General features: G+C 63.9%; 23 protein-coding genes and 1 pseudogene. 6 read left to right on the top strand and 18 right to left on the bottom strand.

Features of this window, described 5'->3' with window-relative positions; all coding sequences use genetic code 11:
• Nucleotides 1–54 precede the first annotated feature (54 nt).
• From purF to DUGA2_RS28155, 18 genes and pseudogenes are all read right to left on the bottom strand, one after another.
• Entirely contained in the window at nt 55–1,578 is a 1,524-nt protein-coding gene (gene purF, locus DUGA2_RS28235) for an amidophosphoribosyltransferase (protein ID WP_070272682.1), read from the bottom strand.
• A gap of 39 nt (nt 1,579–1,617) precedes the next feature.
• The gene (locus DUGA2_RS28230) at nt 1,618–2,106 is read right to left on the bottom strand and encodes a CvpA family protein (RefSeq protein WP_070272683.1); all 489 of its coding nucleotides are present in this window, start codon (nt 2,104–2,106) and stop codon (nt 1,618–1,620) included.
• An 18-nt stretch (nt 2,107–2,124) separates the two neighbouring features.
• Nucleotides 2,125–3,192, bottom strand: a complete 1,068-nt coding sequence (locus tag DUGA2_RS28225; protein WP_070272684.1) for an SPOR domain-containing protein — start codon at nt 3,190–3,192, stop codon at nt 2,125–2,127.
• A gap of 22 nt (nt 3,193–3,214) precedes the next feature.
• Nucleotides 3,215–4,504 (bottom strand): bifunctional tetrahydrofolate synthase/dihydrofolate synthase, encoded by a 1,290-nt coding sequence (folC, locus tag DUGA2_RS28220; RefSeq protein ID WP_070272685.1) that lies wholly within the window; start codon nt 4,502–4,504, stop codon nt 3,215–3,217.
• 182 nt (nt 4,505–4,686) lie between these two features.
• Nucleotides 4,687–5,559: an acetyl-CoA carboxylase, carboxyltransferase subunit beta gene (gene accD / locus DUGA2_RS28215; protein ID WP_070272686.1), complete on the bottom strand. Its 873-nt coding sequence runs from the start codon at nt 5,557–5,559 to the stop codon at nt 4,687–4,689.
• Between the two features lie 108 nt (nt 5,560–5,667).
• Nucleotides 5,668–6,006, bottom strand: a complete 339-nt coding sequence (locus DUGA2_RS28210; RefSeq protein ID WP_070357804.1) for a hypothetical protein — start codon at nt 6,004–6,006, stop codon at nt 5,668–5,670.
• Nucleotides 5,936–6,157, bottom strand: a complete 222-nt coding sequence (locus DUGA2_RS32970) for a BrnT family toxin (protein WP_229212205.1) — start codon at nt 6,155–6,157, stop codon at nt 5,936–5,938. Before DUGA2_RS32970 ends, DUGA2_RS28210 begins: the two co-directional genes overlap by 71 nt.
• Before the next feature lie 123 nt (nt 6,158–6,280).
• Nucleotides 6,281–7,078 (bottom strand): tryptophan synthase subunit alpha, encoded by a 798-nt coding sequence (gene trpA / locus DUGA2_RS28205; RefSeq protein WP_070272688.1) that lies wholly within the window; start codon nt 7,076–7,078, stop codon nt 6,281–6,283.
• Nucleotides 7,079–7,088: 10 nt separating this feature from the next.
• Nucleotides 7,089–8,324 carry a tryptophan synthase subunit beta gene (gene trpB, locus DUGA2_RS28200; RefSeq protein WP_070272689.1) on the bottom strand — a complete coding sequence of 412 codons (1,236 nt, stop codon included), beginning with the start codon at nt 8,322–8,324 and terminating at the stop codon, nt 7,089–7,091.
• The gene (locus tag DUGA2_RS28195) at nt 8,287–8,997 is read right to left on the bottom strand and encodes a phosphoribosylanthranilate isomerase (protein ID WP_070272690.1); all 711 of its coding nucleotides are present in this window, start codon (nt 8,995–8,997) and stop codon (nt 8,287–8,289) included. Before DUGA2_RS28195 ends, trpB begins: the two co-directional genes overlap by 38 nt.
• An 8-nt stretch (nt 8,998–9,005) precedes the next feature.
• Nucleotides 9,006–9,809: a tRNA pseudouridine(38-40) synthase TruA gene (gene truA, locus DUGA2_RS28190; protein WP_070272691.1), complete on the bottom strand. Its 804-nt coding sequence runs from the start codon at nt 9,807–9,809 to the stop codon at nt 9,006–9,008.
• 48 nt (nt 9,810–9,857) lie between these two features.
• Nucleotides 9,858–12,644, bottom strand: a complete 2,787-nt coding sequence (locus DUGA2_RS28185; RefSeq protein WP_083296514.1) for a FimV/HubP family polar landmark protein — start codon at nt 12,642–12,644, stop codon at nt 9,858–9,860.
• 233 nt (nt 12,645–12,877) lie between these two features.
• A complete protein-coding gene (gene asd / locus DUGA2_RS28180; RefSeq protein ID WP_071658990.1) occupies nt 12,878–14,005 on the bottom strand; it encodes an aspartate-semialdehyde dehydrogenase in 1,128 nt (375 codons plus the stop codon).
• Between the two features lie 37 nt (nt 14,006–14,042).
• Entirely contained in the window at nt 14,043–15,113 is a 1,071-nt protein-coding gene (gene leuB, locus DUGA2_RS28175) for a 3-isopropylmalate dehydrogenase (RefSeq protein ID WP_070272693.1), read from the bottom strand.
• 13 nt (nt 15,114–15,126) lie between these two features.
• Nucleotides 15,127–15,774, bottom strand: coding sequence for a 3-isopropylmalate dehydratase small subunit (gene leuD, locus DUGA2_RS28170; protein WP_008450979.1), 648 nt, complete (start codon nt 15,772–15,774; stop codon nt 15,127–15,129).
• A gap of 54 nt (nt 15,775–15,828) precedes the next feature.
• Complete coding sequence (locus tag DUGA2_RS28165; protein WP_008450980.1) at nt 15,829–15,954, bottom strand: entericidin A/B family lipoprotein; 126 nt, start codon at nt 15,952–15,954, stop codon at nt 15,829–15,831.
• A gap of 31 nt (nt 15,955–15,985) precedes the next feature.
• On the bottom strand, nt 15,986–17,389 hold the full coding sequence (leuC, locus tag DUGA2_RS28160; protein WP_070272694.1) for a 3-isopropylmalate dehydratase large subunit: 1,404 nt from the start codon (nt 17,387–17,389) through the stop codon (nt 15,986–15,988).
• Between the two features lie 241 nt (nt 17,390–17,630).
• Nucleotides 17,631–19,043, bottom strand: a pseudogene (locus DUGA2_RS28155) (chemotaxis protein CheA); the annotation flags it as partial.
• 18 nt (nt 19,044–19,061) lie between these two features.
• Between DUGA2_RS28155 and DUGA2_RS28150 the strand changes: the two are divergent.
• From DUGA2_RS28150 to asd (DUGA2_RS28125), 6 genes are all read left to right on the top strand, one after another.
• The gene (locus tag DUGA2_RS28150) at nt 19,062–20,447 is read left to right on the top strand and encodes a chemotaxis protein CheA (RefSeq protein WP_229214790.1); all 1,386 of its coding nucleotides are present in this window, start codon (nt 19,062–19,064) and stop codon (nt 20,445–20,447) included.
• Nucleotides 20,448–20,688: 241 nt separating this feature from the next.
• Nucleotides 20,689–22,092: a 3-isopropylmalate dehydratase large subunit gene (gene leuC / locus DUGA2_RS28145; RefSeq protein ID WP_070272694.1), complete on the top strand. Its 1,404-nt coding sequence runs from the start codon at nt 20,689–20,691 to the stop codon at nt 22,090–22,092.
• Between the two features lie 31 nt (nt 22,093–22,123).
• On the top strand, nt 22,124–22,249 hold the full coding sequence (locus tag DUGA2_RS28140) for an entericidin A/B family lipoprotein (RefSeq protein ID WP_008450980.1): 126 nt from the start codon (nt 22,124–22,126) through the stop codon (nt 22,247–22,249).
• A gap of 54 nt (nt 22,250–22,303) precedes the next feature.
• Nucleotides 22,304–22,951, top strand: a complete 648-nt coding sequence (gene leuD / locus DUGA2_RS28135) for a 3-isopropylmalate dehydratase small subunit (RefSeq protein WP_008450979.1) — start codon at nt 22,304–22,306, stop codon at nt 22,949–22,951.
• Between the two features lie 13 nt (nt 22,952–22,964).
• Nucleotides 22,965–24,035 (top strand): 3-isopropylmalate dehydrogenase, encoded by a 1,071-nt coding sequence (gene leuB / locus DUGA2_RS28130; RefSeq protein WP_070272693.1) that lies wholly within the window; start codon nt 22,965–22,967, stop codon nt 24,033–24,035.
• 37 nt (nt 24,036–24,072) lie between these two features.
• Nucleotides 24,073–25,200 (top strand): aspartate-semialdehyde dehydrogenase, encoded by a 1,128-nt coding sequence (gene asd / locus DUGA2_RS28125; RefSeq protein WP_071658990.1) that lies wholly within the window; start codon nt 24,073–24,075, stop codon nt 25,198–25,200.
• Nucleotides 25,201–25,338 lie beyond the last annotated feature (138 nt).

The raw sequence follows: 25,338 nt of genomic DNA, 5'->3' as shown, positions 1-25,338 counted from the left end.
TTCAAGCAGTCAAAAAAAAAGCCCGGTGCGGAGTGATCCGCACCGGGCGCGACATCAGCCTTCGGCGGTCGCGAGATTCAGATTCAGTTGCGAGCGGCCCGCATCTTCGGGGCCGGCGGCCTTCGGATGGTGGCGCGCGTATTCCAGCTTGTCCAGGTAGTCCTTGGAGATGTCGCCGGTGACGTAGACGCCGTCGAAGCACGAAGCCTCGAAGTTCTTCAGCGCCGGATTGACGTCGGAGATGGCGCGCTTCAACGCGTCGATGTCCTGGTACACCAGGTGATCGGCGGTGATCTCGCGGCAGACTTCCTCGGTGCTGCGGCCGTAGGCGATCAGCTCGTCGCGGGTAGGCATGTCGATGCCGTACACGTTGGGGAAGATCACCGGCGGCGCCGCCGAAGCGAAGATCACCTTCTTGGCGCCGGCTTCGCGCGCCATCTGCACGATCTCGCGGCTGGTGGTGCCGCGCACGATGGAGTCATCCACCAGCAGCACGACCTTGTCCTTGAACTCGGAAGCGATGGCGTTCAGCTTCTGGCGCACCGACTTCTTGCGCGCAGCCTGGCCCGGCATGATGAAGGTACGGCCGATGTAGCGGTTCTTGATGAAGCCTTCGCGGTATTCCACGTTCAGCGCCAGCGCCAGCTGGATCGCGGCGGGACGCGACGAATCCGGAATCGGCATGACGACGTCGATCTCGCCATCCTTGAATTCGCGCTTGATCTTCTCGGCCAGGTACTCGCCCATTTTCAGGCGGGTGGCGTAGACGGAAGCGCCGTCGATGACGGAATCCGGACGCGCCAGGTAGACGAACTCAAACACGCAAGGGTTCAGCGACGGATTGTCCGCGCACTGGCGCGAGTGCAGCTGCTTGTCGGCGTCGATGAAGACGGCCTCGCCCGGCGCGATGTCGCGCACGAAGCGGAAGCCCATGCCTTCCAGCGCCACGGACTCGGAAGCGATCAGGTACTCGGCGCCCTGCTCGGTTTCATTGATGCCCAGGCACAGCGGACGGATGCCGAACGGATCGCGGAAGGCCAGCAGGCCGACGCCGGCGATCTGCGCCACGGCGGCGTAGCCGCCGCGCACGCGGCGATGCAGCACGGTCACGGCTTCGAAGATGGTGTCGGCGTCGATCGAGATGCCGGTGGTGGCTTTCTGGATCTCGTGGGCCAGCACGTTCAGCAACACTTCCGAATCGGAATCGGTGTTGATGTGGCGGCGGTCGTTCTGGAACATTTCTTTCTTGAGCTGTTCCCAGTTGGTCAGGTTGCCGTTGTGCGCCAGCGTGATGCCGAACGGCGCGTTGACGTAGAACGGCTGCGCCTCTTCCTCGCTCGACGAGCCGGCGGTTGGATAGCGGCAGTGACCGATGCCGGAATTGCCTTGCAGCGTACGCATGTTACGGGTACGGAAAACGTCACGAACGAGGCCGTTGGCCTTGTGCATGGCGAACATGCTGCTGTGATTGGTCGCGATACCTGCCGCATCCTGGCCGCGGTGCTGCAGCAGCAGCAATGCGTCATACAGCAGTTGATTGACAGGTTGATGGGATACGACGCCGACGATGCCACACATGATGTTGCTCCTGGACTTGGTGCTACAGATTTAAAGAATTCAAAAATTCACATGCTGCGCCATGGCAGCGGGAAGAAAGGCTTTCACCGTATGCGCTCCGGTCTCCGCGAGCGGACTCAATAGCGCATCCTTCCAGAATGCTTGTTGCGGTATCGACGTCATCCCGCACAGGATGACACCGGCCAGCACAATGACCAGGCCGCGGCCGAAGCCGAACACCATGCCCAGCGCGCGGTCGACGATGCTGAGGCCGCCGGCATCGAGCAAGGCGCCCAGCGCCATGGACAGCAGGCCCATCAAAATCCGCACACCGATAAACAGTGCGATAAAGGCAAGGATCAGGCGCAGCACCTCGCCCGGCACCACCGGCGGCAGCATCTGCGCCAGCGCGGCGGCGTAGGCGTTGGCGACCACGAAGGCCACCACCCAGCTTGCCAACGACAACACTTCCTTCACCAAGCCGCGCATCATGCTGATGATGACCGACGCGACCAATACAAACATCACCAGGTAATCAAAGATCGTCACGTCGGGCAGCCTGCTGGATCAAACGGTTTCGAGACGGCCGCTCAGGCCCATCGCGGTCAGCTTGGCCCGCACTTTCTCGGCTTCGTCCTTGTTGGTGAACGGCCCCACGCGCACGCGGGTGATGTCGCCGGACGGCGTCTTCTGCGTGAAGGAGCTGATGCCGGCTTTCTTGAGCTTGTCGCGCAGCTCGTCCACCTTGCCCTGGTCGCTCAGCGCGGCCACTTGCAGGACGAATTTCTGGCCCGTTTCGGCGGCGGCGGCAGGCTTGGCGGCGGCCTTGCCTTCCAGGATGGCCAGCGCGCGCGCGTCTTCCGAGGTGGCGGCCGGCTTGGCGCTGTCGGCCTGCTTGGCGGCCTTGGCTTCGGCCAGCTTGCGTTCGGTTTCCTTGGCGTCGGCCTTGGCCTTGGCTTCGGCTTTCACCTCGGCTTGCTTGCGTTCGATTTCAGCCTTGTAGTCGGCGTCCTGGCGGGATTTGGCTTCGTTATCGGCCTTGTTTTTGGCGATGGCTTCCGCCTTGGCCTCGGCCTTGAGCCTGGCTTCGGCCTTCAGCTCGGCTTCACGCTTGAGGGCGTCAGCCTTGGTGGTGTCGACCTTGACGGGCGCGACGGCCGGCGGCGTGGCCGGCGCGGCGGCGGCCAGCGCGGCTGCCGGCGCGGCGGCGGCCGGTTTGGCCGGTTTGACGTCCTCGACGATTTCTTCCCTGCTGTCCAGCGCGGCGCTCTGGGCTACCGGTGCGGCGGCAGGCGCGGCTTCGGCCGGCTTGTCCTTGGCGGGGATTTTGATTTCGATATCGGACGACAGCGGCTTGGGTTCGGAATCGAGCACCATCGGCAGGCCGATGGCGACGCCCAGCGCCAGCGCGATCGCGCCGACCAGGCGGCGGCGTGCGCGTTTCTTTTCCGGCAACACCGGGTCGTCCGCTTCGCGGTCTTTGCTGCGGCGGGATTTGGCGGAACCATCCGCCGACGAGGCGCGCTTGGAGCGTGCGCGCTCCGTCGCGTCCTGGTCATCTGCGCTGGTGTAATAGCCGCTGTCCTGACCAGCCGACTCTTGCTTGTTTTTACCGAGTTTCGAGAACAAGCCCATGCGTGATTTCAGTCCTGTGCGTTCAATGAAATGCGGATTTTCGCGCCGCCATGACGCCGGCGACCGTGAGGAAAGATCCAAAGACCACAATTCTATCATTCTCCCCGGCTCGGCTGATCGCATTTGCATACGCGGCAGCCGGATCGTCGAAGATATTGATGGTGCGCTCGGCTTTTTCTTCCTGCACGATCTGCACCTTGGCAGCCAGTTCCGAGGCGCTGGCGGAGCGCGGCGACGGCAGCGTGGCCAGGCACCAGTGGTCCACGTGCTCGGACATGGCGGCGATCACGCCGTCGATATCCTTGTCGTGCATGGAGCCGAACACGGCGTAGGTGTAGGGGTGGAAGCCCATGTTGCCGAGGTTCTGGTTCAGCGCCGAGGCCGCGTGCGGATTGTGCGCCACGTCCAGGATCACGGTCGGGCGGCCAGGCAGCACCTGGAAACGGCCCGGCAGTTCCACCGTCACCAGGCCGGTGCGCACTTCCTGCGCGCCCACCGGCAGCTCCAGCTTCAGCGCTTCCAGCGCGGCCAGCACGGCCGAGGCGTTGAGGATCTGATTGGCGCCGCGCAGGCTAGGATAAGCCAGCGAATTGCGGCGCTGCGAGCGGCCGCCGTAGTTCCACTGCTGCTTGTCGCCGGAATAATTGAAATCGCGGCCCATCAACCACAGGTCGGCGCCAATGGCATTGGCGTGGTCGATCAGCGACTGCGGCGGCACCGGGTCCGAGCAGATCGCGGTTTTACCGGCGCGGAAGATGCCGGCCTTCTCGAAGCCGATCGCCTCGCGGGTATCGCCCAGGTAGTCGGTATGGTCGATGTCGACGCTGGTGACGATGGCGACGTCGGCATCGACGATGTTGACCGCGTCCAGGCGGCCGCCCAGGCCCACTTCCAGGATCGCGACATCCATGCCGGCACCCGCGATCAGGTGCATGATGGCCAGCGTAGTGAATTCGAAATACGTCAGCGGGGTATCGCCGCGCACCGCCTCGACCGCGTTGAAGGCGGCCACCAGCACTTCGTCGCTGGCCAGCTCGCCGTTGATGCGGGCGCGCTCGTTAAAGTCCAGGAAGTGCGGCTTGATGTACAGGCCGACCTTGTAGCCGGCGCGCATCAGCACCGATTCCAGCATGGCGCAGGTCGAACCCTTGCCGTTGGTGCCGGCCACCATGATGACGGGGCAGCTGAAACTCAGCTGCAGACGCTCCTTGACCGCGAGTACGCGGTCCAGGCCCATGTTGATGACGGTTTCGGCATGGCGCGATTCAAGCAGCGCAAGCCAGGCGGGCAAAGTAGTTGGGAGGTTCGACATGATGATGGCTCAGAAATGAAAAACGGCGCGCAGGCCGGCATGATAGCCGATTGCGCGCCGTTGCGTGAGGGAGTCGCTTGGCGGTTGCTTCAAAATGAGCGCAGCAAGGCGCGGTGGCGAAGACAGTGCGTTAGCACGGCGAGACACCGCAACGCCGCTGCGGTCTTTTTGAAGCGACCGCTTTAGGCCAGCACTTCCACCGCTTGATTTTGCAGCAACGCCATCAGGCGGGCGATTTCTTCGCGCATCTTGCGGCGGTCGACGATCATGTCGACGGCGCCCTTGGTGACGAGGAACTCGGCGCGCTGGAAGCCTTCCGGCAGTTTCTCGCGCACGGTGTTTTCGATCACGCGCGGGCCGGCGAAGCCGATCAGCGCTTTCGGCTCGGCGATCACGACGTCGCCCATGAAGGCGAACGAGGCGGACACGCCGCCCATGGTAGGGTCAGTCAGCACGCTGATGAACGGCAGCTTCTTGTCGGACAGCTTGGTCAGCATGGCGGTGGTTTTCGCCATTTGCATCAGCGACAGCAGGCCCTCTTGCATGCGGGCGCCGCCGGTGGCGGTGATGCAGATGAACGGCACTTTCTGTTCCAGGGCCACTTGCGCGCCGCGCACGAAGCGCTCGCCGACCACGGAACCCATGGAGCCGCCCATGAATTCGAATTCGAAGCAAGCCACCACGCAAGGCAGGCTCATGATGGCGCCGCCCATGACGATCAGCGCATCGGTCTCGCCGGTGGCTTCCATGGCTTGTTTGAGGCGGTCGGGGTATTTCTTGCTGTCTTTGAACTTCAGCGTATCGACTGGCAGGGTGTCCATGCCGACTTCATAGCGGCCGCCGGCGTCGAGCAGGCTGTCGAGGCGTTCACGGGCGCGGATGCGCATGTGATGGTCGCATTTCGGGCAAACGTGCAGGTTCGATTCCAGATCGGTGCGGTACAGGACGGCTTCGCAGGACGGGCATTTGACCCACAGGCCCTCGGGCATGGTCTTGCGTGCGGCAGCGTCGGAACGCTGGATACGTGGGGGCAGCAGTTTTTCCAACCAACTCATAAATTCTCCTTGCAGCTAACTTGTGGCCGAAGTGTAGCCGTTTCTTGCCCCCCTGTCGAACTTTGCTGTACAACAATTTTTAAGGTTCGTCATGGAATTGATGGGTTTTTAGAGGGAATCACCTACTGACTCCTTTGCTTGTTCGGCATTCAAGACGGGCAAATCCAGCGGAATTCTGTAACCGGCACAGGCGATATTTCTCAAATACAACTCTATGATCCGATGCGCCGGCCAGCCAAATTCATCGCCGATTTTCTGAAAATAGTTGATGGTATCGTTAGGCAAACGCAGAGGCAGCTCACGCGTCAACAGCTCGATGAAAGGGTTCGGCACCGTAACGCACTTGGCAACATCGATCTCGTCCTCGCACATGGCTTCACTCCCAAAAATATAGTCGTACTTCCAATGCATTGGCTTTGCGAGCAGAAAAAATTCGGACGGCGTCATTGCCGCGAAAACAATAGCATACCGTCAACAATCTACCTCGATCACTAACACCGATATTGATAAACCTGTCCTCATCGTCCGAGTGTTCGATGTCAGCGAAAGACCTTGCGCGGCCATCCCGAAATACCGATTCTGCCTCATCGAAACTCACGCGATGCTTTTGCAAGTTAGCCTTGGCCTTGCGGGCATCCCATTCGAAGCGCACGACCGCTCCCCTTCAACATAGTCAGTTCTTAACTATGTATCAAGGTGAGCGGTCGAGATTTGCGGGAGGTCAGGCGTCGAGGGCGGTGCGGATGCTGGTGACGAAGGCTTGTACGGCGGCGACGGCGCCGTCTTTGCCGGCACTTTCGATTTCCTGGATGATGCGGCTGCCGATGACGACCGCGTCGGCCACCTCGGCCACGGCGCGCGCGGTGGCGCCGTCGCGGATGCCGAAGCCTACGCCGATCGGCAACTCCACATGCCGGCGGATCGCCGTCAAGCGCTCAGCCACTTCCACCGTGTCGATATTGCCGGCGCCCGTCACGCCCTTCAGCGAGACGTAGTAGCTGAAACCGCCACCCACCTTGGCCACCTGCGCGATGCGCGCTTCGGTCGAGGTCGGCGCCAGCAGGAAGATCAGGTCCAGCCCGGCGGCGCGCATGGCGGCCGCGAACTCTTCGCACTCTTCCGGCGGGTAATCGACCACGATGGCGCCATCCGCACCCACCGCCTTCGATTTGGCGATGAACGCCGCCGCGCCGATGCGCTCGATCGGATTGGCATAGCCCATCAGCACCACCGGCGTGGTCTGGTTGGTCTTGCGGAATTCCGCCACGTAGCCGAACACGTCGTGGATGCCGACGCCGTTGGCCAGCGCCCGCTCGCAGGCGCGCTGGATCACCGGGCCTTCGGCCATCGGATCGGAGAACGGCACGCCGAGCTCCAGGATGTCGGCGCCGCCGGCCACCATGGCGTGCATCAGCGGCACGGTCGACTCCGGCGACGGATCGCCGGCGGTGATGAAGGTGACGAGCGCGGTTTTGTTGTGCGCCTTCAGGGCGCTGAAAGTTGCTGCGATTTTGGACATGTCGTTTTCCTTAGTTGAAGTTCAAACCCATACGTTCTGCAACCGTATGCATGTCCTTGTCGCCCCGGCCCGACAGGTTGGCCAAAATGATTTTATCTTTCGGCATGGTCGCCGCCAGCTTGGCCGCGTACGCCAGCGCGTGCGACGATTCCAATGCCGGGATGATGCCTTCGATATGGCAGCAGTCGTGGAAGGCCTTCAGCGCTTCCTCGTCCGTGATCGATACGTACTCGGCGCGGCCGCTATCCTTCAGGTAAGCGTGCTCCGGCCCCACGCCCGGGTAGTCCAGACCGGCCGAGACCGAATGCGTCTCGATGATCTGGCCGTTCTGGTCCTGCAGCAGATAGGTGCGGTTGCCGTGCAACACGCCCGGATAGCCCTTGGTCAGCGAAGCGGCGTGCTTGTCGCCGTCCAGCCCCTCCCCCGCCGCCTCGACACCGATCAGGCGCACCTGTTTCTGGTCGATGTACGGATAGAAGATGCCCATCGCGTTGGAGCCGCCGCCGATGCAGGCGACCACGCAGTCGGGCTGGCGGCCGGTCATTTCCGGCATCTGCACCAGGCATTCCTCGCCGATCACCGACTGGAAGTCGCGCACCAGCATCGGGTAAGGATGCGGGCCAGCCACGGTGCCGATGATGTAGAAGGTGTTTTCGATATTCGTGACCCAGTCGCGCATCGCTTCGTTGAGCGCGTCCTTCAGGGTCTTGGAGCCGGACTCCACCGGCACCACGGTCGCGCCCAGCAGCTTCATGCGGTAGACGTTCTGCGCCTGGCGCTTGACGTCCTCGCTGCCCATGTAGACCACGCACTCCAGGCCGAAGCGGGCGCAGATGGTCGCCGTGGCGACGCCGTGCTGGCCCGCGCCGGTCTCGGCGATGATGCGCGGCTTGCCCATGCGCTTGGCCAGCAGGGCCTGGCCGATGACGTTGTTGATCTTGTGGGCGCCGGTGTGGTTCAGGTCTTCGCGCTTGAAGTAGATCTGCGCGCCGCCGGCCAGTTCGGACCAGCGCTTGGCGTGATAGATCGGCGACGGCCGGCCGACAAAGTGCTTGAGCTCGTAGCGGAACTCGTCGAGGAAATCGGGATCCTTGCTGTAGCGCTCATAGGCTTCGTTGAGCTCGGCAAGCGCGTAGGTCAGGGTTTCGGCGACGAAGGAGCCGCCGTAGGGGCCGAAATGGCCCTTGGCATCGGGCAGGTGGTAGTCTTTAGCGTGGAACAGCGGCTTTGGTGGGGTGTTCATCATGATGGGCTTCGCTTTCTTTCATGGCATCTCCGGCCCGCACCGCCGCGACAAAGTCGGCGATCTTGCGGGCATCCTTGATCCCCTTGGACGCTTCGACACCACTGCTGATGTCGACGGCGTAGGGGCGTACACGTACCACCGCGTCAGTCGCGTTGTGTACGCTCAAGCCACCACTTAAAACGACCCGAGGCGCGAGATCTTTTGGAATGAGAGACCAATCAAAACCCTTTCCTGCGCCACCATAGGCATCCACATAGGTATCCAGCAACAGGCTGGTGAACAAGGGACTGGCGGCGCGGCATAGCTGCTCGTATTCTAGCAAATCGGACGGCTGTGTGTCAGGTTTGACGCGGAACACCCGCATGAACTGTCGCCCGGCCGCCGCAGCGATGGCGGCCGACTGCGCCGCCGTCTCATCGCCGTGCAGCTGGATCAGCGAAATCGGCGCCACCTTGCAGGTGGCCGCCACCTCTTCCGGCGTGGCGTTGACGAACAAGCCGGTGCAGGTAATGAAGGGCGGCAAGGCGCGCATCAGTTCGGCGGCCTGCGCCGGCGTGACGTAGCGCGGGCTCTTCGGGTAGAACACGAAGCCGATCGCATCGGCGCCGGCAGCCACCACGGCTTGCACATCTTCCACGCGGGTCAGCCCGCAGATCTTGATACGGGTACGCATAGCATTCCTTAAAACCAGGGCAGCGCGCTGGTGGTTTCCAGCGGCAATTCCCATTTGGGGTCGTAGTCGATTTTCGCCAGGTAGAGGCCGTCCGGCATGAAGGTCGGCGCGGCGGCGTGGCGGTCCTTGGTTTCCAGCAGCTGGCCCAGCCATTCCGGCCGCTCGCGCCCGGTACCGATGTAGACCAGCGAGCCGACCAGGTTGCGCACCATGTGGTGCAGGAAGGCGTTGGCGGTGATGGTGAACACCACCAGTTCGCCATGGCGCTTGATCTGGATGTCATGCATCAGCTTGACCGGCGACTTGGCCTGGCACTGCGCGGCGCGGAAGGCGGTGAAGTCGTGCCAGCCCAGCAACGGCGGGATGGCTTGCCGCATCAGCTCCACGTCCAGCGGACGGAAGCAGAAACCGGCCCGCCCCTCCAGCAGCGGCGAGCGGGTCGGATTGTTGTACAGCACGTAGTGATAGGTGCGGGCGCGGGCGCTGAAGCGGGCGTGGAAGAAGTCGTTGACGCCCGGGTCGCCGTCGAGCTGCTTGGCCCAGCGCACGGCGATCGACGGCGGCAGGAAGGCGTTGACGCCGCGCACCCAGGAATGGGTGTCGCGCACCAGCTCGGTGTCGAAGTGCACCACCTGTTCCAGCGCGTGCACGCCGGTGTCGGTGCGGCCGGCGCAGGTGGTGGCCAATGGCACCCTGGCGAATTTCTCCAGCGCCTGTTCCAGCTTGTCCTGGACCGTGTGGCCGTCCGCCTGCTTCTGGTAGCCGTTCCACGCGGTTCCGTCGTACTGGACGCCGATTGCTATCCGTTTCAATTGCTGCCCGATGTAATGTCTGAGTCAGCCATTATATACGGAGCCGCCTTACCCCAATTGGGCGCGCATGGCGTTGGCCTTGGCGATCTGGTCGTCGCTGCCGCCGCGCAGCACTTCGTCCAGCAGTTCGCGCGCGCCTTCCTTGTCGCCGATCTCCTGGTAGGCGATCGCCAGGTCCAGCTTGGTGTCCATTTCCATGTGGTGGGCCGACAGGTTGTCGTCGCGCACATGGCCTGGCGCTGCGTCGGACGCGGCGGCCGTGCCGGCGCCGCCCAGTGCGGTGTCCAGGTCGAGGTCGATGCCGGACAGGTCGAACTCCTGCGCCGCAGGGGCGGGCGCCGGAGCCACCTCTTCCGCCTCGGGCAGCGCGAAGTCGTCGATATCCACTTCGCCGGCAGGCGCCGGTGCCGGCATGGCCGGCACTTCGGGTATGTCAAAGTTCATCAAGTCCAGGTCCAGCGGATCGCTGCTGGCGGACGGCAGGCTGGACGCGGCTGGCGCCGGGGTGGCCTCGACCGGCAGGTCCAGGCCGAAGTCCATGCCCAGGTCTTCCACAGGCGCGGGTGCCGGGGCTGGCTCGGCCGGGGCCGGGGCGTCGAAGGCCAGGTTGAAGGCGTCTTCCGGCAGCGCTTCCGGCTCGGCGGCCGGGGCTGGCGCAGGCGCGGCGGCGGTCGGCTCGAAGCTCAGGCCGCCCAGGTCGAAGTCCATCAGGTTGTCGGATTCCGCCGCCACCGAGGCCGGCGACACGGAGGCGTCGGCGGCTTGCGGCAAGGCGGTGTCCATGTCGCTGCCGAAGTCCATGGAGTTGTCGGCGGCGGCAGGCGGGGCGTCGAAGCCCAGGTCCAGGTCCAGGCCGCCAGCGGCAGGTACCGGGGCCGGTGCAGGAGCGTCGAAATCGCTGGCGAAGTCGGATGCGCTGAAGGCGGCGGCGCCAGCGGCTACACCGGCGGCGGCAGCGGCCGGCGCGGCGGCGAACATGGTGGAACCGTCGCCGTCGGCGGATGCGGCGGCGCCTTCGGAATACAGCGGATTGTGCGGATCCAGCGTCAGGCCCATGGCGGCGGCCTGCGCCCACTCGTCGCCCTGGCCGCGCGTCAGCGCATACAGCTCGGAAGCCTGGGTTTCAAACGAGCGCGGGTCTTTGCGGGTGACGTAGATTTCCAGCAGCTTCAGGCGGACGGCGTGGCGTTCCGGATGGCTGCGCAGCGCTTCCTTCAGGATTTCCTCCGCCTGGGCGTCGCGGCCGTAGGCGATGTAGACGTCCGCCTCCGCCACCGGATCGACCTCGTTGGTATCGAGCTGGCTGGCCGATGGCGCGAAGTTGGAATTGAAGACGCTGTTGTTGGTGTCGACGCTCTGGCCGCCGGCCTCGGCGATCAGCACCTGAGACGGCATCGCGGTATCGCCGAGGATGCTGGTTTCCTCCTTCGGCACTTCAAATTTCTTGCGGCGGCGCGAAGCGATGAACGCGCCTGCGGCGGCCAGCAAACCGGCGCCTGCCAGGCCCACGTACTGCAGGTTGTCCATCAGCGTTTCGAACAGGCTAGGCTCCAGCTTTTTCGGCGGGATCACCAGCGTGCGCTTGGGCTTGGGCGGTACCGACGCTTCGGCCGAGACCGAAGTCGAGGCCGGCATCGAAGCCGCCGCCGAGGCGGAAGCCGACGGCTTGACGTTTTCCGCGCCGGCCTTGTTCTTGACCGACATCAGGTTTTCCAGATCGCGGACGTTCTTTTCCAGTTCCTTGGTGCGCGCGGCGGCCTCGTCCATTTCCTTCTGGCGGGCGATCTTGTCTTCCACGGCCAGGCCGGTCTTGCCTTCGACCGGCGCGCTGGAGGTGGCTTTCGACAGCGTCAGCTTGTCCTTGGCGGTGTTGACGGCGCTGGGCTTTTCTTCCACCTTGGCGGTGATCTTGCCCGAGACGTTCTGGGTCGCATCCGGCTCCTTGGCCGGCGTGCTGTTGGCGACCTGCCCCGCCAGCTTGGCGCGATAGGCGTTGAAGTCGGCCGCATGCGCCACCACCACGCCGCGCGCCTCGCCTTCCGGCGCGCTGTTGCGGATCGTGTCGGCATCCGGCACGGCCAGGATCTGGCCCGACTTCAGGCGGTTCATATTATTGCCGGAGAAGGCTTCCGGATTGGCGCGGTACAGCGCCACCAGCATCATGTCCAGCGACACGTCGACCGGCTTGACCTGGTTGGCGATGCGGGTCAGGTTGTCGCCGGCTTTGACGGTGTATTCGTTGACGGCGGCCTTGGCGGCCGGCTGGCGCGCCGGTGCCGGCGTGCCCTGTGCTGCCGGTGCGACCGACGCGGCGGCCGGAGCGGACGCGGCAGGCGCAGTTGCCGCAGCAGCGGGCGTGGTGCTGCGGTTCAAGTCCACCGGCGGCGCCACTTGCGGCGCTTGCGTCGCGCGCATGTCGGCCGGGTCCAGCAGGAAGGTGTATTCACGGACCATGCGGCCGCCGGTCCAGTTCAGCTCCAGCAGCATGTCGACGAAGGGTTCGTTGACCGGCTGGGTGGACGTTACGCGTATCACCTGGCGGCCATTGCGCTGCTCGACTTCGAAGCGCAGCGACAGCAGGGTTGGATTGAAATCGATGTTGGCGGTGCGGAAAGCTTCGGCCGGCGCCAGCTTGGCGACCAGCGCGCCCGCTTCATCGGCGGACACGGCCGTCAATTCGATCTCCGCCCGCAGCGGCTGCCCCAGCGACGACAGGACGGTCAGCTTGCCGAGCCCGGCTGCGTTGGCCGAAGCCACCAAGACCGCACTGGCGACAGCCCCGGTGAGCGTCTTCAACGCGAAGGAAACAATGCTGGAGCGAGTTGGTACGTGCATAGTGGGCGGCATCTGGTTGTCAGAGGGAAAATGTTACTTTCCCAGATATATCAACATATCATCATGCTCCAGAGCATGCAAGCTTTGCACGATGTTTCTCTAGTGATACATGAGGATGTGTAACGTCTATGCCTACTTTAAACCAAAAAAAGGGATTTCCCCTATGAGAGCTCATAGAGAAAACCCCTTCTGCTTTAACAATTGCGCCCTTGCCAAGCGAATTGTTACGCTGCTTACTTGTCCAGCACGATGCGCAGCATGCGGCGCAGCGGTTCGGCCGCGCCCCACAGCAGCTGGTCGCCGACGGTGAAGGCCGACAGGTAGTCGTCGCCCATGCTCATCTTGCGCAGGCGGCCGACCGGTATCGTCAGGCTGCCGGTGGCGGCGGCCGGCGACAGGTCCTTGACCGACGCTTCACGCGTGTTCGGCACCACTTTGACCCACCGGTTGTTGGCGGCGATGATGTCGTGGATCTCGTCGATCGGCACGTCTTTCTTCAGCTTGATGGTCAGCGCCTGCGAGTGGCTGCGCATGGCGCCGATGCGCACGCACAGCCCGTCCACAGGAATCGCCTTCGAGCCGAAGTCCGCGCCCAGGCCCAGGATCTTGTTGGTTTCGGCGCCGCCCTTCCACTCTTCCTTCGACTGGCCGTTGCCCAGGTCCTTGTCGATCCACGGGATCAGGTTGCCGGCCAGCGGGGCGCCGAACTGCTTGGTCTCTTCGGCGCTCAGGCCGTGCTGGGTGGCCAGCACCTGGCGGTCGATTTCCAGGATGGCCGCGGCCGGATTGTCCAGCAGCGACTTCACCGATGCGTTGATGGTGCCGAACTGGGTCAGCAGCTCGCGCATGTGCTGGGCGCCGCCGCCCGATGCCGCCTGGTAGGTCATGGAAGTCATCCACTCGACCAGGTTGTGCTGGAACAGGCCGCCCAGGCCCATCAGCATGCACGACACGGTGCAGTTGCCGCCGATGTAGTTCTTCACGCCCTTGCCCAGCGCGTCCTTGATGACGTGCAGGTTGACCGGGTCCAGCACGATGACGGCGTCCTTCTCCATGCGCAGCGTGGAGGCGGCGTCGATCCAGTAGCCGTTCCAGCCGGCGGCGCGCAGCTTGGGGAACACTTCGGTGGTGTAGTCGCCGCCCTGGCACGAGATGATGATCTCGCACTTTTTCAGTTCGTCGATGTCGGTGGCGCTTTTCAGTTTGGTTTCGTTCTTCGCCATCGCCGGTGCGTCGCCGCCCGGATTCGAGGTGGTGAAAAATACCGGTTCGATGTGGGCGAAATCGCCCTCTTCCTGCATGCGCTGCATCAGGACCGAACCGACCATGCCGCGCCAACCTACCAAGCCTACGAGTTTCATTTTCATTCCCTATAACGATTTATACTATTTACACTGTTTACGACAGCGCCTTGACCACGGCATCGCCCATCTGTTCCGTGCCCACCTTGGTGGTCCCGGCTTCGTAGATGTCGGCGGTGCGCAGGCCTTGCGACAGCACGTGCTTGACGGCGTTCTCGATGCGGTCGGCCTGCTCGGCCTTGTTCAGCGAGTAGCGCAGCATCATCGCGGCCGACAAAATCGTCGCCAGCGGATTGGCGATGCCCTGGCCGGCGATGTCGGGCGCGGAGCCGTGCGACGGCTCGTACAAGCCCTTGTTGTTGGCGTCCAGCGAGGCCGACGGCAGCATGCCGATCGAACCGGTCAGCATCGCCGCCTGGTCGGACAGGATGTCGCCGAACATATTGCCGGTGACGATGACGTCGAACTTCTTCGGCGCGCGCACCAGCTGCATCGCGGCGTTGTCGACGTACATATGCTCCAGCGCCACGTCCGGGTATTCCTTGTGGACGTCGGTGACGATGTCCTTCCAGAACTGGAAAGTCTCCAGCACGTTGGCCTTGTCCACGCTGGTCAGGCGCTTGCCGCGCTTCTGCGCCGCCTGGAACGCCACATGGGCGATGCGGCGGATTTCCCCTTCGGCATAGCGCATGGTGTCGTAGCCTTCGCGCTGGCCCTTGAAGGCGCCGTCCGGGCACTCGCGCACGCCGCGCGGCTGGCCGAAGTAGATGTCGCCGGTCAGTTCGCGGATGATCAGGATGTCCAGGCCGGACACCACTTCAGGCTTCAGGGTCGAGGCGTTGGCCAGGTCCGGATACAGGATGGCCGGACGCAGGTTGGCGAACAGGCCCAGCTGCTTGCGCAGGCCCAGGATCGCCTGCTCCGGACGCAGCGCGCGTTCCAGCGTGTCGTACTGGTAGTCGCCGACGGCGCCGAACAGCACCGCGTCGGCGGCCTTGGCCAGCGCCAGCGTGGCTTCCGGCAGAGGGTGGCCGTGGGCCGCGTAGCCGGCGCCGCCGACCGGCGCGCTTTCCAGCTCAAATTTTTCGCCCAGCACGTTCAGGACTTTAACGGCTTGCGCGACGATTTCCGGGCCGATGCCGTCGCCCGGGAGGATAGCGATTTTCATAGTTCTTCTTCGATTAGATGACGTTGGCCAACCAAGGTTGGGTTGCCAGATGGCGCTCTTCGAAACCGCGGATAGCGTCGGCGTGGCGCAGCGTCAGGCCGATATCGTCGAGCCCGTTCATCAGGCAGTATTTGCGGAAGGCGTCGATCTCGAAGGGATAGGAGACGCTGCCATTGCTGGTGGAGATGCGCTGCTGTTCAAGGTCGACCACCAGGCGATAACCGGGGAAGGCCTTGACTTCATTGAACAGGTGATCGACCTGCGCTTCAGGCAATACGATGGGCAACAAGCCGCTCTTGTAGCAGTTGTTGAAGAAAATGTCGGCGAACGAGGGCGCGACGATGGCGCGGAAGCCGTACTGGTCCAGCGCCCACGGCGCGTGCTCGCGCGAGGAGCCGCAGCCGAAGTTCTTGCGCGCCAGCAGGATCGATGCGCCCTGGTAGCGCGCCTCGTTGAGCACGAAGTCGGGATTGAGCGGACGGCGGCTGTTGTCCTGGCCCGGTTCGCCGTGGTCCAGGTAGCGCCACTCGTCGAACAGGTTCGGACCGAAGCCGGTGCGGTGGATGGACTTCAGGAATTGCTTCGGAATGATGGCGTCGGTGTCGACATTGGCGCGGTCGAGCGGGGCCACCAGTCCTTCGTAGATCGTAAATTTGTCCATGATTCTCGTTCGGGTTGTGCGACGGCGGACCGTCGCGGCCCGCCGTGCTGCGGTTTATTTTTTGGTCGAAGCGCCTTCCAGCGACTCACCGACTTTTTTGACGTCCTTGCCGAAACCGTTGACGGTGTTGCAGCCGGTCAGGATCAGCGCGATGATGGACAGGGCGAATAGTTTTTTCATGATGAGGATTTCTCGTTATGGTGTGATCGTATCAACGCAGGCTGCGCACGTCGACGAAATGGCCGGCGATACCGGCTGCCGCCGCCATCGCGGGAGACACCAGATGGGTGCGCCCGCCCTGGCCTTGGCGTCCTTCAAAATTGCGGTTCGAGGTGGAGGCGCAGCGCTCGCCCGGTTCCAGGCGGTCGGCGTTCATCGCCAGGCACATCGAGCAGCCCGGCTCGCGCCATTCGAAGCCGGCGTCGCGGAACACGCGGTCCAGTCCTTCCTGCTCGGCTTGCGCCTTGACCAGGCCCGAGCCCGGCACCACCAGCGCCAGCTTGACGTTGGAGGCGCGGTGCTTGCCGCGCACCACGTCGGCGGCGGCGCGCAAATCCTCGATGCGCGAGTTGGTGCAGGAACCGATGAAGACCTTGTCGATGCGGATGTCCTCGATCGCGGTGTTCGGCTTCAGGTTCATGTAGACCAGCGCCTTCTCGATGGCGTCGCGCTTGACGCTGTCCTTCTCGTGGTCCGGATCCGGCACGCGGCCGTCGATAGCCGTCACCATTTCCGGCGAGGTGCCCCAGGTCACTTGCGGCTTGATTTCGGCGGCGTTGAGCGTGACGACCAGGTCGAATCTGGCGCCGGCGTCGCTGTGCAGCGTGCGCCAGTAATCGACCGCGCGGTCCCAGTGCGGCCCCACCGGCGAGAACGGACGGCCCTTGACGTAGTCGATGGTGGTGTCGTCGACGCCGATGATGCCGGCGCGCGCGCCCGCTTCGATCGCCATGTTGCAGACCGTCATCCGGCCTTCCATCGACAGGGCGCGGATGGTCGAACCGCCGAACTCGATACAGTAGCCGGTGCCGCCGGCGGTGCCGATCTTGCCGATGATGGCCAGCACCACGTCCTTGGCGGTGACGCCGGCCGGCAGCGCGCCGTCGACCTGCACCAGCATGGCTTTGGATTTTTTCTGCAGCAGCGTCTGGGTGGCCAGCACGTGTTCCACTTCGGAGGTGCCGATGCCGTGCGCCAGCGCGCCGAAGGCGCCGTGGGTGGACGTGTGCGAATCGCCGCACACCACCGTCATGCCCGGCAAGGTCGCGCCCTGCTCCGGCCCGATCACGTGGACGATGCCCTGGCGCTTGTCGTTCATGTTGAAATACGTCAGGCCGTAGGACTTGGCGTTGTTGTCCAGCGTTTCCACCTGCAGGCGCGAGACCGGATCGGCGATGCCGTCGGCACGCGAGGTGGTCGGCACGTTGTGGTCGGCCACGGCCAGGTTGGCCGAGATGCGCCACGGCTGGCGGCCGGCGGCGCGCAGGCCGTCGAACGCCTGCGGGCTGGTGACTTCGTGTACCAGGTGGCGGTCGATGTACAAGATCGTGGTGCCGTCTTCCTCGGCCTTGACCACGTGGGATTCCCAGAGTTTGTCGTAAAGCGTCTTCATCATGATTTATGAGTGCCCAATCAAGGGAACTACTGCTGCCTGTGTGAGTGATCCACTTCGATTATGCCATATTGTGCAATGCGGTAGCGGCCGCCGCTGGCCGGCCTCGTGAGCCGATGCAGTTCCGCCTACCGATACACTTTTTATGACTCCTTTTGCAAAATTCGGTATTGAAAATAAAACCAGCAATAAAAAAAAGCCTGCGTGAACGCAGGCTTTTGGTCTATCTGGCCCAGTCCCCGGACTAGGCCGCCATGCGTACACTACCTCGACATCCGTCCATTAGGAACGATAGGCCCACCACTAGCACCAGTTCGCCTTCGGCCGAACGCGCGGTGCCGGTAATGCCCTCGACGGTAATCGCGGTCATCGGTTTAATCACGAGGTCGGCGGTGCCGTCGACCGCTTCCACCGCCAGGATGTACGGCTGTGGTGCAGCGACAACAATACCGACCTTCTCGCGGCAGCTCTCGTAGCCCAGCGAATCGGCCAGCGAGCGTACCGGCAGCGGACGGCCCTGGTCTTTCAGCACCGGCGCGCCGCCCACTTCCATGAACACTTCCGGCAGTTCGACCACGCGCTGCACCACGGCCATCGGCAGCGCCAGCGCGGCGCCCGAGGTCGAGACCAGCATGGTCGGCACGATGGACAGCTCGATCGGCAGGCGGATGGCGAACTTGGTGCCCTTGCCCAGCGCCGATTCGATGTGGATGGCGCCGCGGTTCTTCTCCACGGCGGTCTTCACCACGTCCATGCCGACGCCGCGGCCGGACACGCTGGACGCGACTTCCTTGGTCGAGAAGCCCGGCAGGAATACCAGCTGGAAGCATTCGTCGTTGGTCAGCTGCACCGATTCCGAGATCAAGCCTTTTTGCTGGGCCTTGGTGCGCAGCACCACCGGATCCATGCCCTTGCCGTCGTCCTGAAGCACAATCATAACGCTATTTGCTTCCTGCCATGCTTTGAGCGAAATATAGGACTTGGCCGGCTTGCCTGCGGCCAGGCGGTCTTCCGGCGATTCGACGCCGTGGTCCAGCGAGTTGCGCAGCATGTGCACCAGCGGATCGTACAGGCTGTCCACCACCACGCGGTCGACCTCGGTCTCCGCGCCTTCGATGGTCAGTTCGACGTCCTTGCCCAGGTCTTTCGCCAGCTCGCGCACCAGGCGCGGGAACTTCTGGAACAGGCGGCCGACCGGCTGCATGCGGGTCGCCAGCGTGGCGCGCTGCAGCTCGGTGGAGTAGCGCGAGGCGCGTTCCAGCGTTTCCGCCAGCGTCGCCATCAGGGTCTGGGCCTGGCCTTCGAACTTGAATTGCAGCAGGCGCTCCAGCAGCACGGCGGCCTGGTTGGCGGCCTGCACTGATTCGCCGGCCACTTCCAGCAGCGCGTCCAGCTTGACGGCGTCGACGCGGATCGATTCTTCCTTGGCCGGTGCGGCGTGCGGACGTTCTTCGCGTTTTTCGGCGGCTTCGCGCTTGGCCGGCGAGGATGCCGGGGCGGCCGCTTGCACGGCGGCCACGACGGCGGCCAGCTCGGCGGCCGGGATCGGCGCGGACGGCGCCGCCGCCGGGGCCGCGGCGGAGGCCGCAGGCTTGGTGTAGCTACCGGCCGGCATCACGGCTTCGTACATGCCTTCCCAGTCCAGGCCGTCGGCCGACGGCCTGACTGGGAAGGCATGTACGAAGCCGTGATGCCGGCCGGTAGCTACACCAAGCCTGCGGCCTCCGCCGCGGCCCCGGCGGCGGCGCCGTCCGCGCCGATCCCGGCCGCCGAGCTGGCCGCCGTCGTGGCCGCCGTGCAAGCGGCCGCCCCGGCATCCTCGCCGGCCAAGCGCGAAGCCGCCGAAAAACGCGAAGAACGTCCGCACGCCGCACCGGCCAAGGAAGAATCGATCCGCGTCGACGCCGTCAAGCTGGACGCGCTGCTGGAAGTGGCCGGCGAATCAGTGCAGGCCGCCAACCAGGCCGCCGTGCTGCTGGAGCGCCTGCTGCAATTCAAGTTCGAAGGCCAGGCCCAGACCCTGATGGCGACGCTGGCGGAAACGCTGGAACGCGCCTCGCGCTACTCCACCGAGCTGCAGCGCGCCACGCTGGCGACCCGCATGCAGCCGGTCGGCCGCCTGTTCCAGAAGTTCCCGCGCCTGGTGCGCGAGCTGGCGAAAGACCTGGGCAAGGACGTCGAACTGACCATCGAAGGCGCGGAGACCGAGGTCGACCGCGTGGTGGTGGACAGCCTGTACGATCCGCTGGTGCACATGCTGCGCAACTCGCTGGACCACGGCGTCGAATCGCCGGAAGACCGCCTGGCCGCAGGCAAGCCGGCCAAGTCCTATATTTCGCTCAAAGCATGGCAGGAAGCAAATAGCGTTATGATTGTGCTTCAGGACGACGGCAAGGGCATGGATCCGGTGGTGCTGCGCACCAAGGCCCAGCAAAAAGGCTTGATCTCGGAATCGGTGCAGCTGACCAACGACGAATGCTTCCAGCTGGTATTCCTGCCGGGCTTCTCGACCAAGGAAGTCGCGTCCAGCGTGTCCGGCCGCGGCGTCGGCATGGACGTGGTGAAGACCGCCGTGGAGAAGAACCGCGGCGCCATCCACATCGAATCGGCGCTGGGCAAGGGCACCAAGTTCGCCATCCGCCTGCCGATCGAGCTGTCCATCGTGCCGACCATGCTGGTCTCGACCTCGGGCGCCGCGCTGGCGCTGCCGATGGCCGTGGTGCAGCGCGTGGTCGAACTGCCGGAAGTGTTCATGGAAGTGGGCGGCGCGCCGGTGCTGAAAGACCAGGGCCGTCCGCTGCCGGTACGCTCGCTGGCCGATTCGCTGGGCTACGAGAGCTGCCGCGAGAAGGTCGGTATTGTTGTCGCTGCACCACAGCCGTACATCCTGGCGGTGGAAGCGGTCGACGGCACCGCCGACCTCGTGATTAAACCGATGACCGCGATTACCGTCGAGGGCATTACCGGCACCGCGCGTTCGGCCGAAGGCGAACTGGTGCTAGTGGTGGGCCTATCGTTCCTAATGGACGGATGTCGAGGTAGTGTACGCATGGCGGCCTAGTCCGGGGACTGGGCCAGATAGACCAAAAGCCTGCGTTCACGCAGGCTTTTTTTTATTGCTGGTTTTATTTTCAATACCGAATTTTGCAAAAGGAGTCATAAAAAGTGTATCGGTAGGCGGAACTGCATCGGCTCACGAGGCCGGCCAGCGGCGGCCGCTACCGCATTGCACAATATGGCATAATCGAAGTGGATCACTCACACAGGCAGCAGTAGTTCCCTTGATTGGGCACTCATAAATCATGATGAAGACGCTTTACGACAAACTCTGGGAATCCCACGTGGTCAAGGCCGAGGAAGACGGCACCACGATCTTGTACATCGACCGCCACCTGGTACACGAAGTCACCAGCCCGCAGGCGTTCGACGGCCTGCGCGCCGCCGGCCGCCAGCCGTGGCGCATCTCGGCCAACCTGGCCGTGGCCGACCACAACGTGCCGACCACCTCGCGTGCCGACGGCATCGCCGATCCGGTCTCGCGCCTGCAGGTGGAAACGCTGGACAACAACGCCAAGTCCTACGGCCTGACGTATTTCAACATGAACGACAAGCGCCAGGGCATCGTCCACGTGATCGGGCCGGAGCAGGGCGCGACCTTGCCGGGCATGACGGTGGTGTGCGGCGATTCGCACACGTCCACCCACGGCGCCTTCGGCGCGCTGGCGCACGGCATCGGCACCTCCGAAGTGGAACACGTGCTGGCCACCCAGACGCTGCTGCAGAAAAAATCCAAAGCCATGCTGGTGCAGGTCGACGGCGCGCTGCCGGCCGGCGTCACCGCCAAGGACGTGGTGCTGGCCATCATCGGCAAGATCGGCACCGCCGGCGGCACCGGCTACTGTATCGAGTTCGGCGGTTCGACCATCCGCGCCCTGTCGATGGAAGGCCGGATGACGGTCTGCAACATGGCGATCGAAGCGGGCGCGCGCGCCGGCATCATCGGCGTCGACGACACCACCATCGACTACGTCAAGGGCCGTCCGTTCTCGCCGGTGGGGCCGCACTGGGACCGCGCGGTCGATTACTGGCGCACGCTGCACAGCGACGCCGGCGCCAGATTCGACCTGGTCGTCACGCTCAACGCCGCCGAAATCAAGCCGCAAGTGACCTGGGGCACCTCGCCGGAAATGGTGACGGCTATCGACGGCCGCGTGCCGGATCCGGACCACGAGAAGGACAGCGTCAAGCGCGACGCCATCGAGAAGGCGCTGGTCTACATGAACCTGAAGCCGAACACCGCGATCGAGGACATCCGCATCGACAAGGTCTTCATCGGTTCCTGCACCAACTCGCGCATCGAGGATTTGCGCGCCGCCGCCGACGTGGTGCGCGGCAAGCACCGCGCCTCCAACGTCAAGCTGGCGCTGGTGGTGCCGGGCTCGGGCCTGGTCAAGGCGCAAGCCGAGCAGGAAGGACTGGACCGCGTGTTCCGCGACGCCGGCTTCGAATGGCGCGAGCCGGGCTGCTCGATGTGCCTGGCGATGAACGCCGACCGCCTGGAACCGGGCGAGCGCTGCGCCTCCACCTCGAACCGCAATTTTGAAGGACGCCAAGGCCAGGGCGGGCGCACCCATCTGGTGTCTCCCGCGATGGCGGCGGCAGCCGGTATCGCCGGCCATTTCGTCGACGTGCGCAGCCTGCGTTGATACGATCACACCATAACGAGAAATCCTCATCATGAAAAAACTATTCGCCCTGTCCATCATCGCGCTGATCCTGACCGGCTGCAACACCGTCAACGGTTTCGGCAAGGACGTCAAAAAAGTCGGTGAGTCGCTGGAAGGCGCTTCGACCAAAAAATAAACCGCAGCACGGCGGGCCGCGACGGTCCGCCGTCGCACAACCCGAACGAGAATCATGGACAAATTTACGATCTACGAAGGACTGGTGGCCCCGCTCGACCGCGCCAATGTCGACACCGACGCCATCATTCCGAAGCAATTCCTGAAGTCCATCCACCGCACCGGCTTCGGTCCGAACCTGTTCGACGAGTGGCGCTACCTGGACCACGGCGAACCGGGCCAGGACAACAGCCGCCGTCCGCTCAATCCCGACTTCGTGCTCAACGAGGCGCGCTACCAGGGCGCATCGATCCTGCTGGCGCGCAAGAACTTCGGCTGCGGCTCCTCGCGCGAGCACGCGCCGTGGGCGCTGGACCAGTACGGCTTCCGCGCCATCGTCGCGCCCTCGTTCGCCGACATTTTCTTCAACAACTGCTACAAGAGCGGCTTGTTGCCCATCGTATTGCCTGAAGCGCAGGTCGATCACCTGTTCAATGAAGTCAAGGCCTTCCCCGGTTATCGCCTGGTGGTCGACCTTGAACAGCAGCGCATCTCCACCAGCAATGGCAGCGTCTCCTATCCCTTCGAGATCGACGCCTTCCGCAAATACTGCCTGATGAACGGGCTCGACGATATCGGCCTGACGCTGCGCCACGCCGACGCTATCCGCGGTTTCGAAGAGCGCCATCTGGCAACCCAACCTTGGTTGGCCAACGTCATCTAATCGAAGAAGAACTATGAAAATCGCTATCCTCCCGGGCGACGGCATCGGCCCGGAAATCGTCGCGCAAGCCGTTAAAGTCCTGAACGTGCTGGGCGAAAAATTTGAGCTGGAAAGCGCGCCGGTCGGCGGCGCCGGCTACGCGGCCCACGGCCACCCTCTGCCGGAAGCCACGCTGGCGCTGGCCAAGGCCGCCGACGCGGTGCTGTTCGGCGCCGTCGGCGACTACCAGTACGACACGCTGGAACGCGCGCTGCGTCCGGAGCAGGCGATCCTGGGCCTGCGCAAGCAGCTGGGCCTGTTCGCCAACCTGCGTCCGGCCATCCTGTATCCGGACCTGGCCAACGCCTCGACCCTGAAGCCTGAAGTGGTGTCCGGCCTGGACATCCTGATCATCCGCGAACTGACCGGCGACATCTACTTCGGCCAGCCGCGCGGCGTGCGCGAGTGCCCGGACGGCGCCTTCAAGGGCCAGCGCGAAGGCTACGACACCATGCGCTATGCCGAAGGGGAAATCCGCCGCATCGCCCATGTGGCGTTCCAGGCGGCGCAGAAGCGCGGCAAGCGCCTGACCAGCGTGGACAAGGCCAACGTGCTGGAGACTTTCCAGTTCTGGAAGGACATCGTCACCGACGTCCACAAGGAATACCCGGACGTGGCGCTGGAGCATATGTACGTCGACAACGCCGCGATGCAGCTGGTGCGCGCGCCGAAGAAGTTCGACGTCATCGTCACCGGCAATATGTTCGGCGACATCCTGTCCGACCAGGCGGCGATGCTGACCGGTTCGATCGGCATGCTGCCGTCGGCCTCGCTGGACGCCAACAACAAGGGCTTGTACGAGCCGTCGCACGGCTCCGCGCCCGACATCGCCGGCCAGGGCATCGCCAATCCGCTGGCGACGATTTTGTCGGCCGCGATGATGCTGCGCTACTCGCTGAACAAGGCCGAGCAGGCCGACCGCATCGAGAACGCCGTCAAGCACGTGCTGTCGCAAGGCCTGCGCACCGCCGACATCTACGAAGCCGGGACCACCAAGGTGGGCACGGAACAGATGGGCGATGCCGTGGTCAAGGCGCTGTCGTAAACAGTGTAAATAGTATAAATCGTTATAGGGAATGAAAATGAAACTCGTAGGCTTGGTAGGTTGGCGCGGCATGGTCGGTTCGGTCCTGATGCAGCGCATGCAGGAAGAGGGCGATTTCGCCCACATCGAACCGGTATTTTTCACCACCTCGAATCCGGGCGGCGACGCACCGGCGATGGCGAAGAACGAAACCAAACTGAAAAGCGCCACCGACATCGACGAACTGAAAAAGTGCGAGATCATCATCTCGTGCCAGGGCGGCGACTACACCACCGAAGTGTTCCCCAAGCTGCGCGCCGCCGGCTGGAACGGCTACTGGATCGACGCCGCCTCCACGCTGCGCATGGAGAAGGACGCCGTCATCGTGCTGGACCCGGTCAACCTGCACGTCATCAAGGACGCGCTGGGCAAGGGCGTGAAGAACTACATCGGCGGCAACTGCACCGTGTCGTGCATGCTGATGGGCCTGGGCGGCCTGTTCCAGCACAACCTGGTCGAGTGGATGACTTCCATGACCTACCAGGCGGCATCGGGCGGCGGCGCCCAGCACATGCGCGAGCTGCTGACCCAGTTCGGCACCATCAACGCATCGGTGAAGTCGCTGCTGGACAATCCGGCCGCGGCCATCCTGGAAATCGACCGCCAGGTGCTGGCCACCCAGCACGGCCTGAGCGCCGAAGAGACCAAGCAGTTCGGCGCCCCGCTGGCCGGCAACCTGATCCCGTGGATCGACAAGGACCTGGGCAACGGCCAGTCGAAGGAAGAGTGGAAGGGCGGCGCCGAAACCAACAAGATCCTGGGCCTGGGCGCGGACTTCGGCTCGAAGGCGATTCCTGTGGACGGGCTGTGCGTGCGCATCGGCGCCATGCGCAGCCACTCGCAGGCGCTGACCATCAAGCTGAAGAAAGACGTGCCGATCGACGAGATCCACGACATCATCGCCGCCAACAACCGGTGGGTCAAAGTGGTGCCGAACACGCGTGAAGCGTCGGTCAAGGACCTGTCGCCGGCCGCCGCCACCGGCAGCCTGACGATACCGGTCGGCCGCCTGCGCAAGATGAGCATGGGCGACGACTACCTGTCGGCCTTCACCGTCGGCGACCAGCTGCTGTGGGGCGCGGCCGAACCGCTGCGCCGCATGCTGCGCATCGTGCTGGACAAGTAAGCAGCGTAACAATTCGCTTGGCAAGGGCGCAATTGTTAAAGCAGAAGGGGTTTTCTCTATGAGCTCTCATAGGGGAAATCCCTTTTTTTGGTTTAAAGTAGGCATAGACGTTACACATCCTCATGTATCACTAGAGAA

The sequence above is a fragment of the Duganella sp. HH101 genome (assembly GCF_001758795.1).
In the GTDB taxonomy this organism is placed as follows: domain Bacteria; phylum Pseudomonadota; class Gammaproteobacteria; order Burkholderiales; family Burkholderiaceae_D; genus Rugamonas; species Rugamonas rivuli.
Note: the sequence above shows the minus strand (reverse complement) of the source record. Positions and strands in the feature narration are given on the sequence as shown.

Excerpts from the sequence above, each read along its gene's own strand:
- leuC (WP_070272694.1), bottom strand. The coding sequence starts at position 17,389 with ATGATGAAGACGCTTTACGACAAACTCTGGGAATCCCACGTGGTCAAG.
- trpA (WP_070272688.1), bottom strand. The coding sequence starts at position 7,078 with ATGTCCAAAATCGCAGCAACTTTCAGCGCCCTGAAGGCGCACAACAAA.
- leuB (WP_070272693.1), top strand. The coding sequence starts at position 22,965 with ATGAAAATCGCTATCCTCCCGGGCGACGGCATCGGCCCGGAAATCGTC.
- leuB (WP_070272693.1), bottom strand. The coding sequence starts at position 15,113 with ATGAAAATCGCTATCCTCCCGGGCGACGGCATCGGCCCGGAAATCGTC.
- accD (WP_070272686.1), bottom strand. The coding sequence starts at position 5,559 with ATGAGTTGGTTGGAAAAACTGCTGCCCCCACGTATCCAGCGTTCCGAC.
- leuD (WP_008450979.1), top strand. The coding sequence starts at position 22,304 with ATGGACAAATTTACGATCTACGAAGGACTGGTGGCCCCGCTCGACCGC.
- DUGA2_RS28185 (WP_083296514.1), bottom strand. The coding sequence starts at position 12,644 with ATGCACGTACCAACTCGCTCCAGCATTGTTTCCTTCGCGTTGAAGACG.
- trpB (WP_070272689.1), bottom strand. The coding sequence starts at position 8,324 with ATGATGAACACCCCACCAAAGCCGCTGTTCCACGCTAAAGACTACCAC.
- leuC (WP_070272694.1), top strand. The coding sequence starts at position 20,689 with ATGATGAAGACGCTTTACGACAAACTCTGGGAATCCCACGTGGTCAAG.
- DUGA2_RS28195 (WP_070272690.1), bottom strand. The coding sequence starts at position 8,997 with ATGCGTACCCGTATCAAGATCTGCGGGCTGACCCGCGTGGAAGATGTG.
- DUGA2_RS28165 (WP_008450980.1), bottom strand. The coding sequence starts at position 15,954 with ATGAAAAAACTATTCGCCCTGTCCATCATCGCGCTGATCCTGACCGGC.
- DUGA2_RS28140 (WP_008450980.1), top strand. The coding sequence starts at position 22,124 with ATGAAAAAACTATTCGCCCTGTCCATCATCGCGCTGATCCTGACCGGC.
- leuD (WP_008450979.1), bottom strand. The coding sequence starts at position 15,774 with ATGGACAAATTTACGATCTACGAAGGACTGGTGGCCCCGCTCGACCGC.
- DUGA2_RS28150 (WP_229214790.1), top strand. The coding sequence starts at position 19,062 with ATGTACGAAGCCGTGATGCCGGCCGGTAGCTACACCAAGCCTGCGGCC.
- folC (WP_070272685.1), bottom strand. The coding sequence starts at position 4,504 with ATGTCGAACCTCCCAACTACTTTGCCCGCCTGGCTTGCGCTGCTTGAA.
- DUGA2_RS28210 (WP_070357804.1), bottom strand. The coding sequence starts at position 6,006 with ATGACGCCGTCCGAATTTTTTCTGCTCGCAAAGCCAATGCATTGGAAG.
- asd (WP_071658990.1), bottom strand. The coding sequence starts at position 14,005 with ATGAAACTCGTAGGCTTGGTAGGTTGGCGCGGCATGGTCGGTTCGGTC.
- asd (WP_071658990.1), top strand. The coding sequence starts at position 24,073 with ATGAAACTCGTAGGCTTGGTAGGTTGGCGCGGCATGGTCGGTTCGGTC.
- purF (WP_070272682.1), bottom strand. The coding sequence starts at position 1,578 with ATGTGTGGCATCGTCGGCGTCGTATCCCATCAACCTGTCAATCAACTG.
- DUGA2_RS28225 (WP_070272684.1), bottom strand. The coding sequence starts at position 3,192 with ATGGGCTTGTTCTCGAAACTCGGTAAAAACAAGCAAGAGTCGGCTGGT.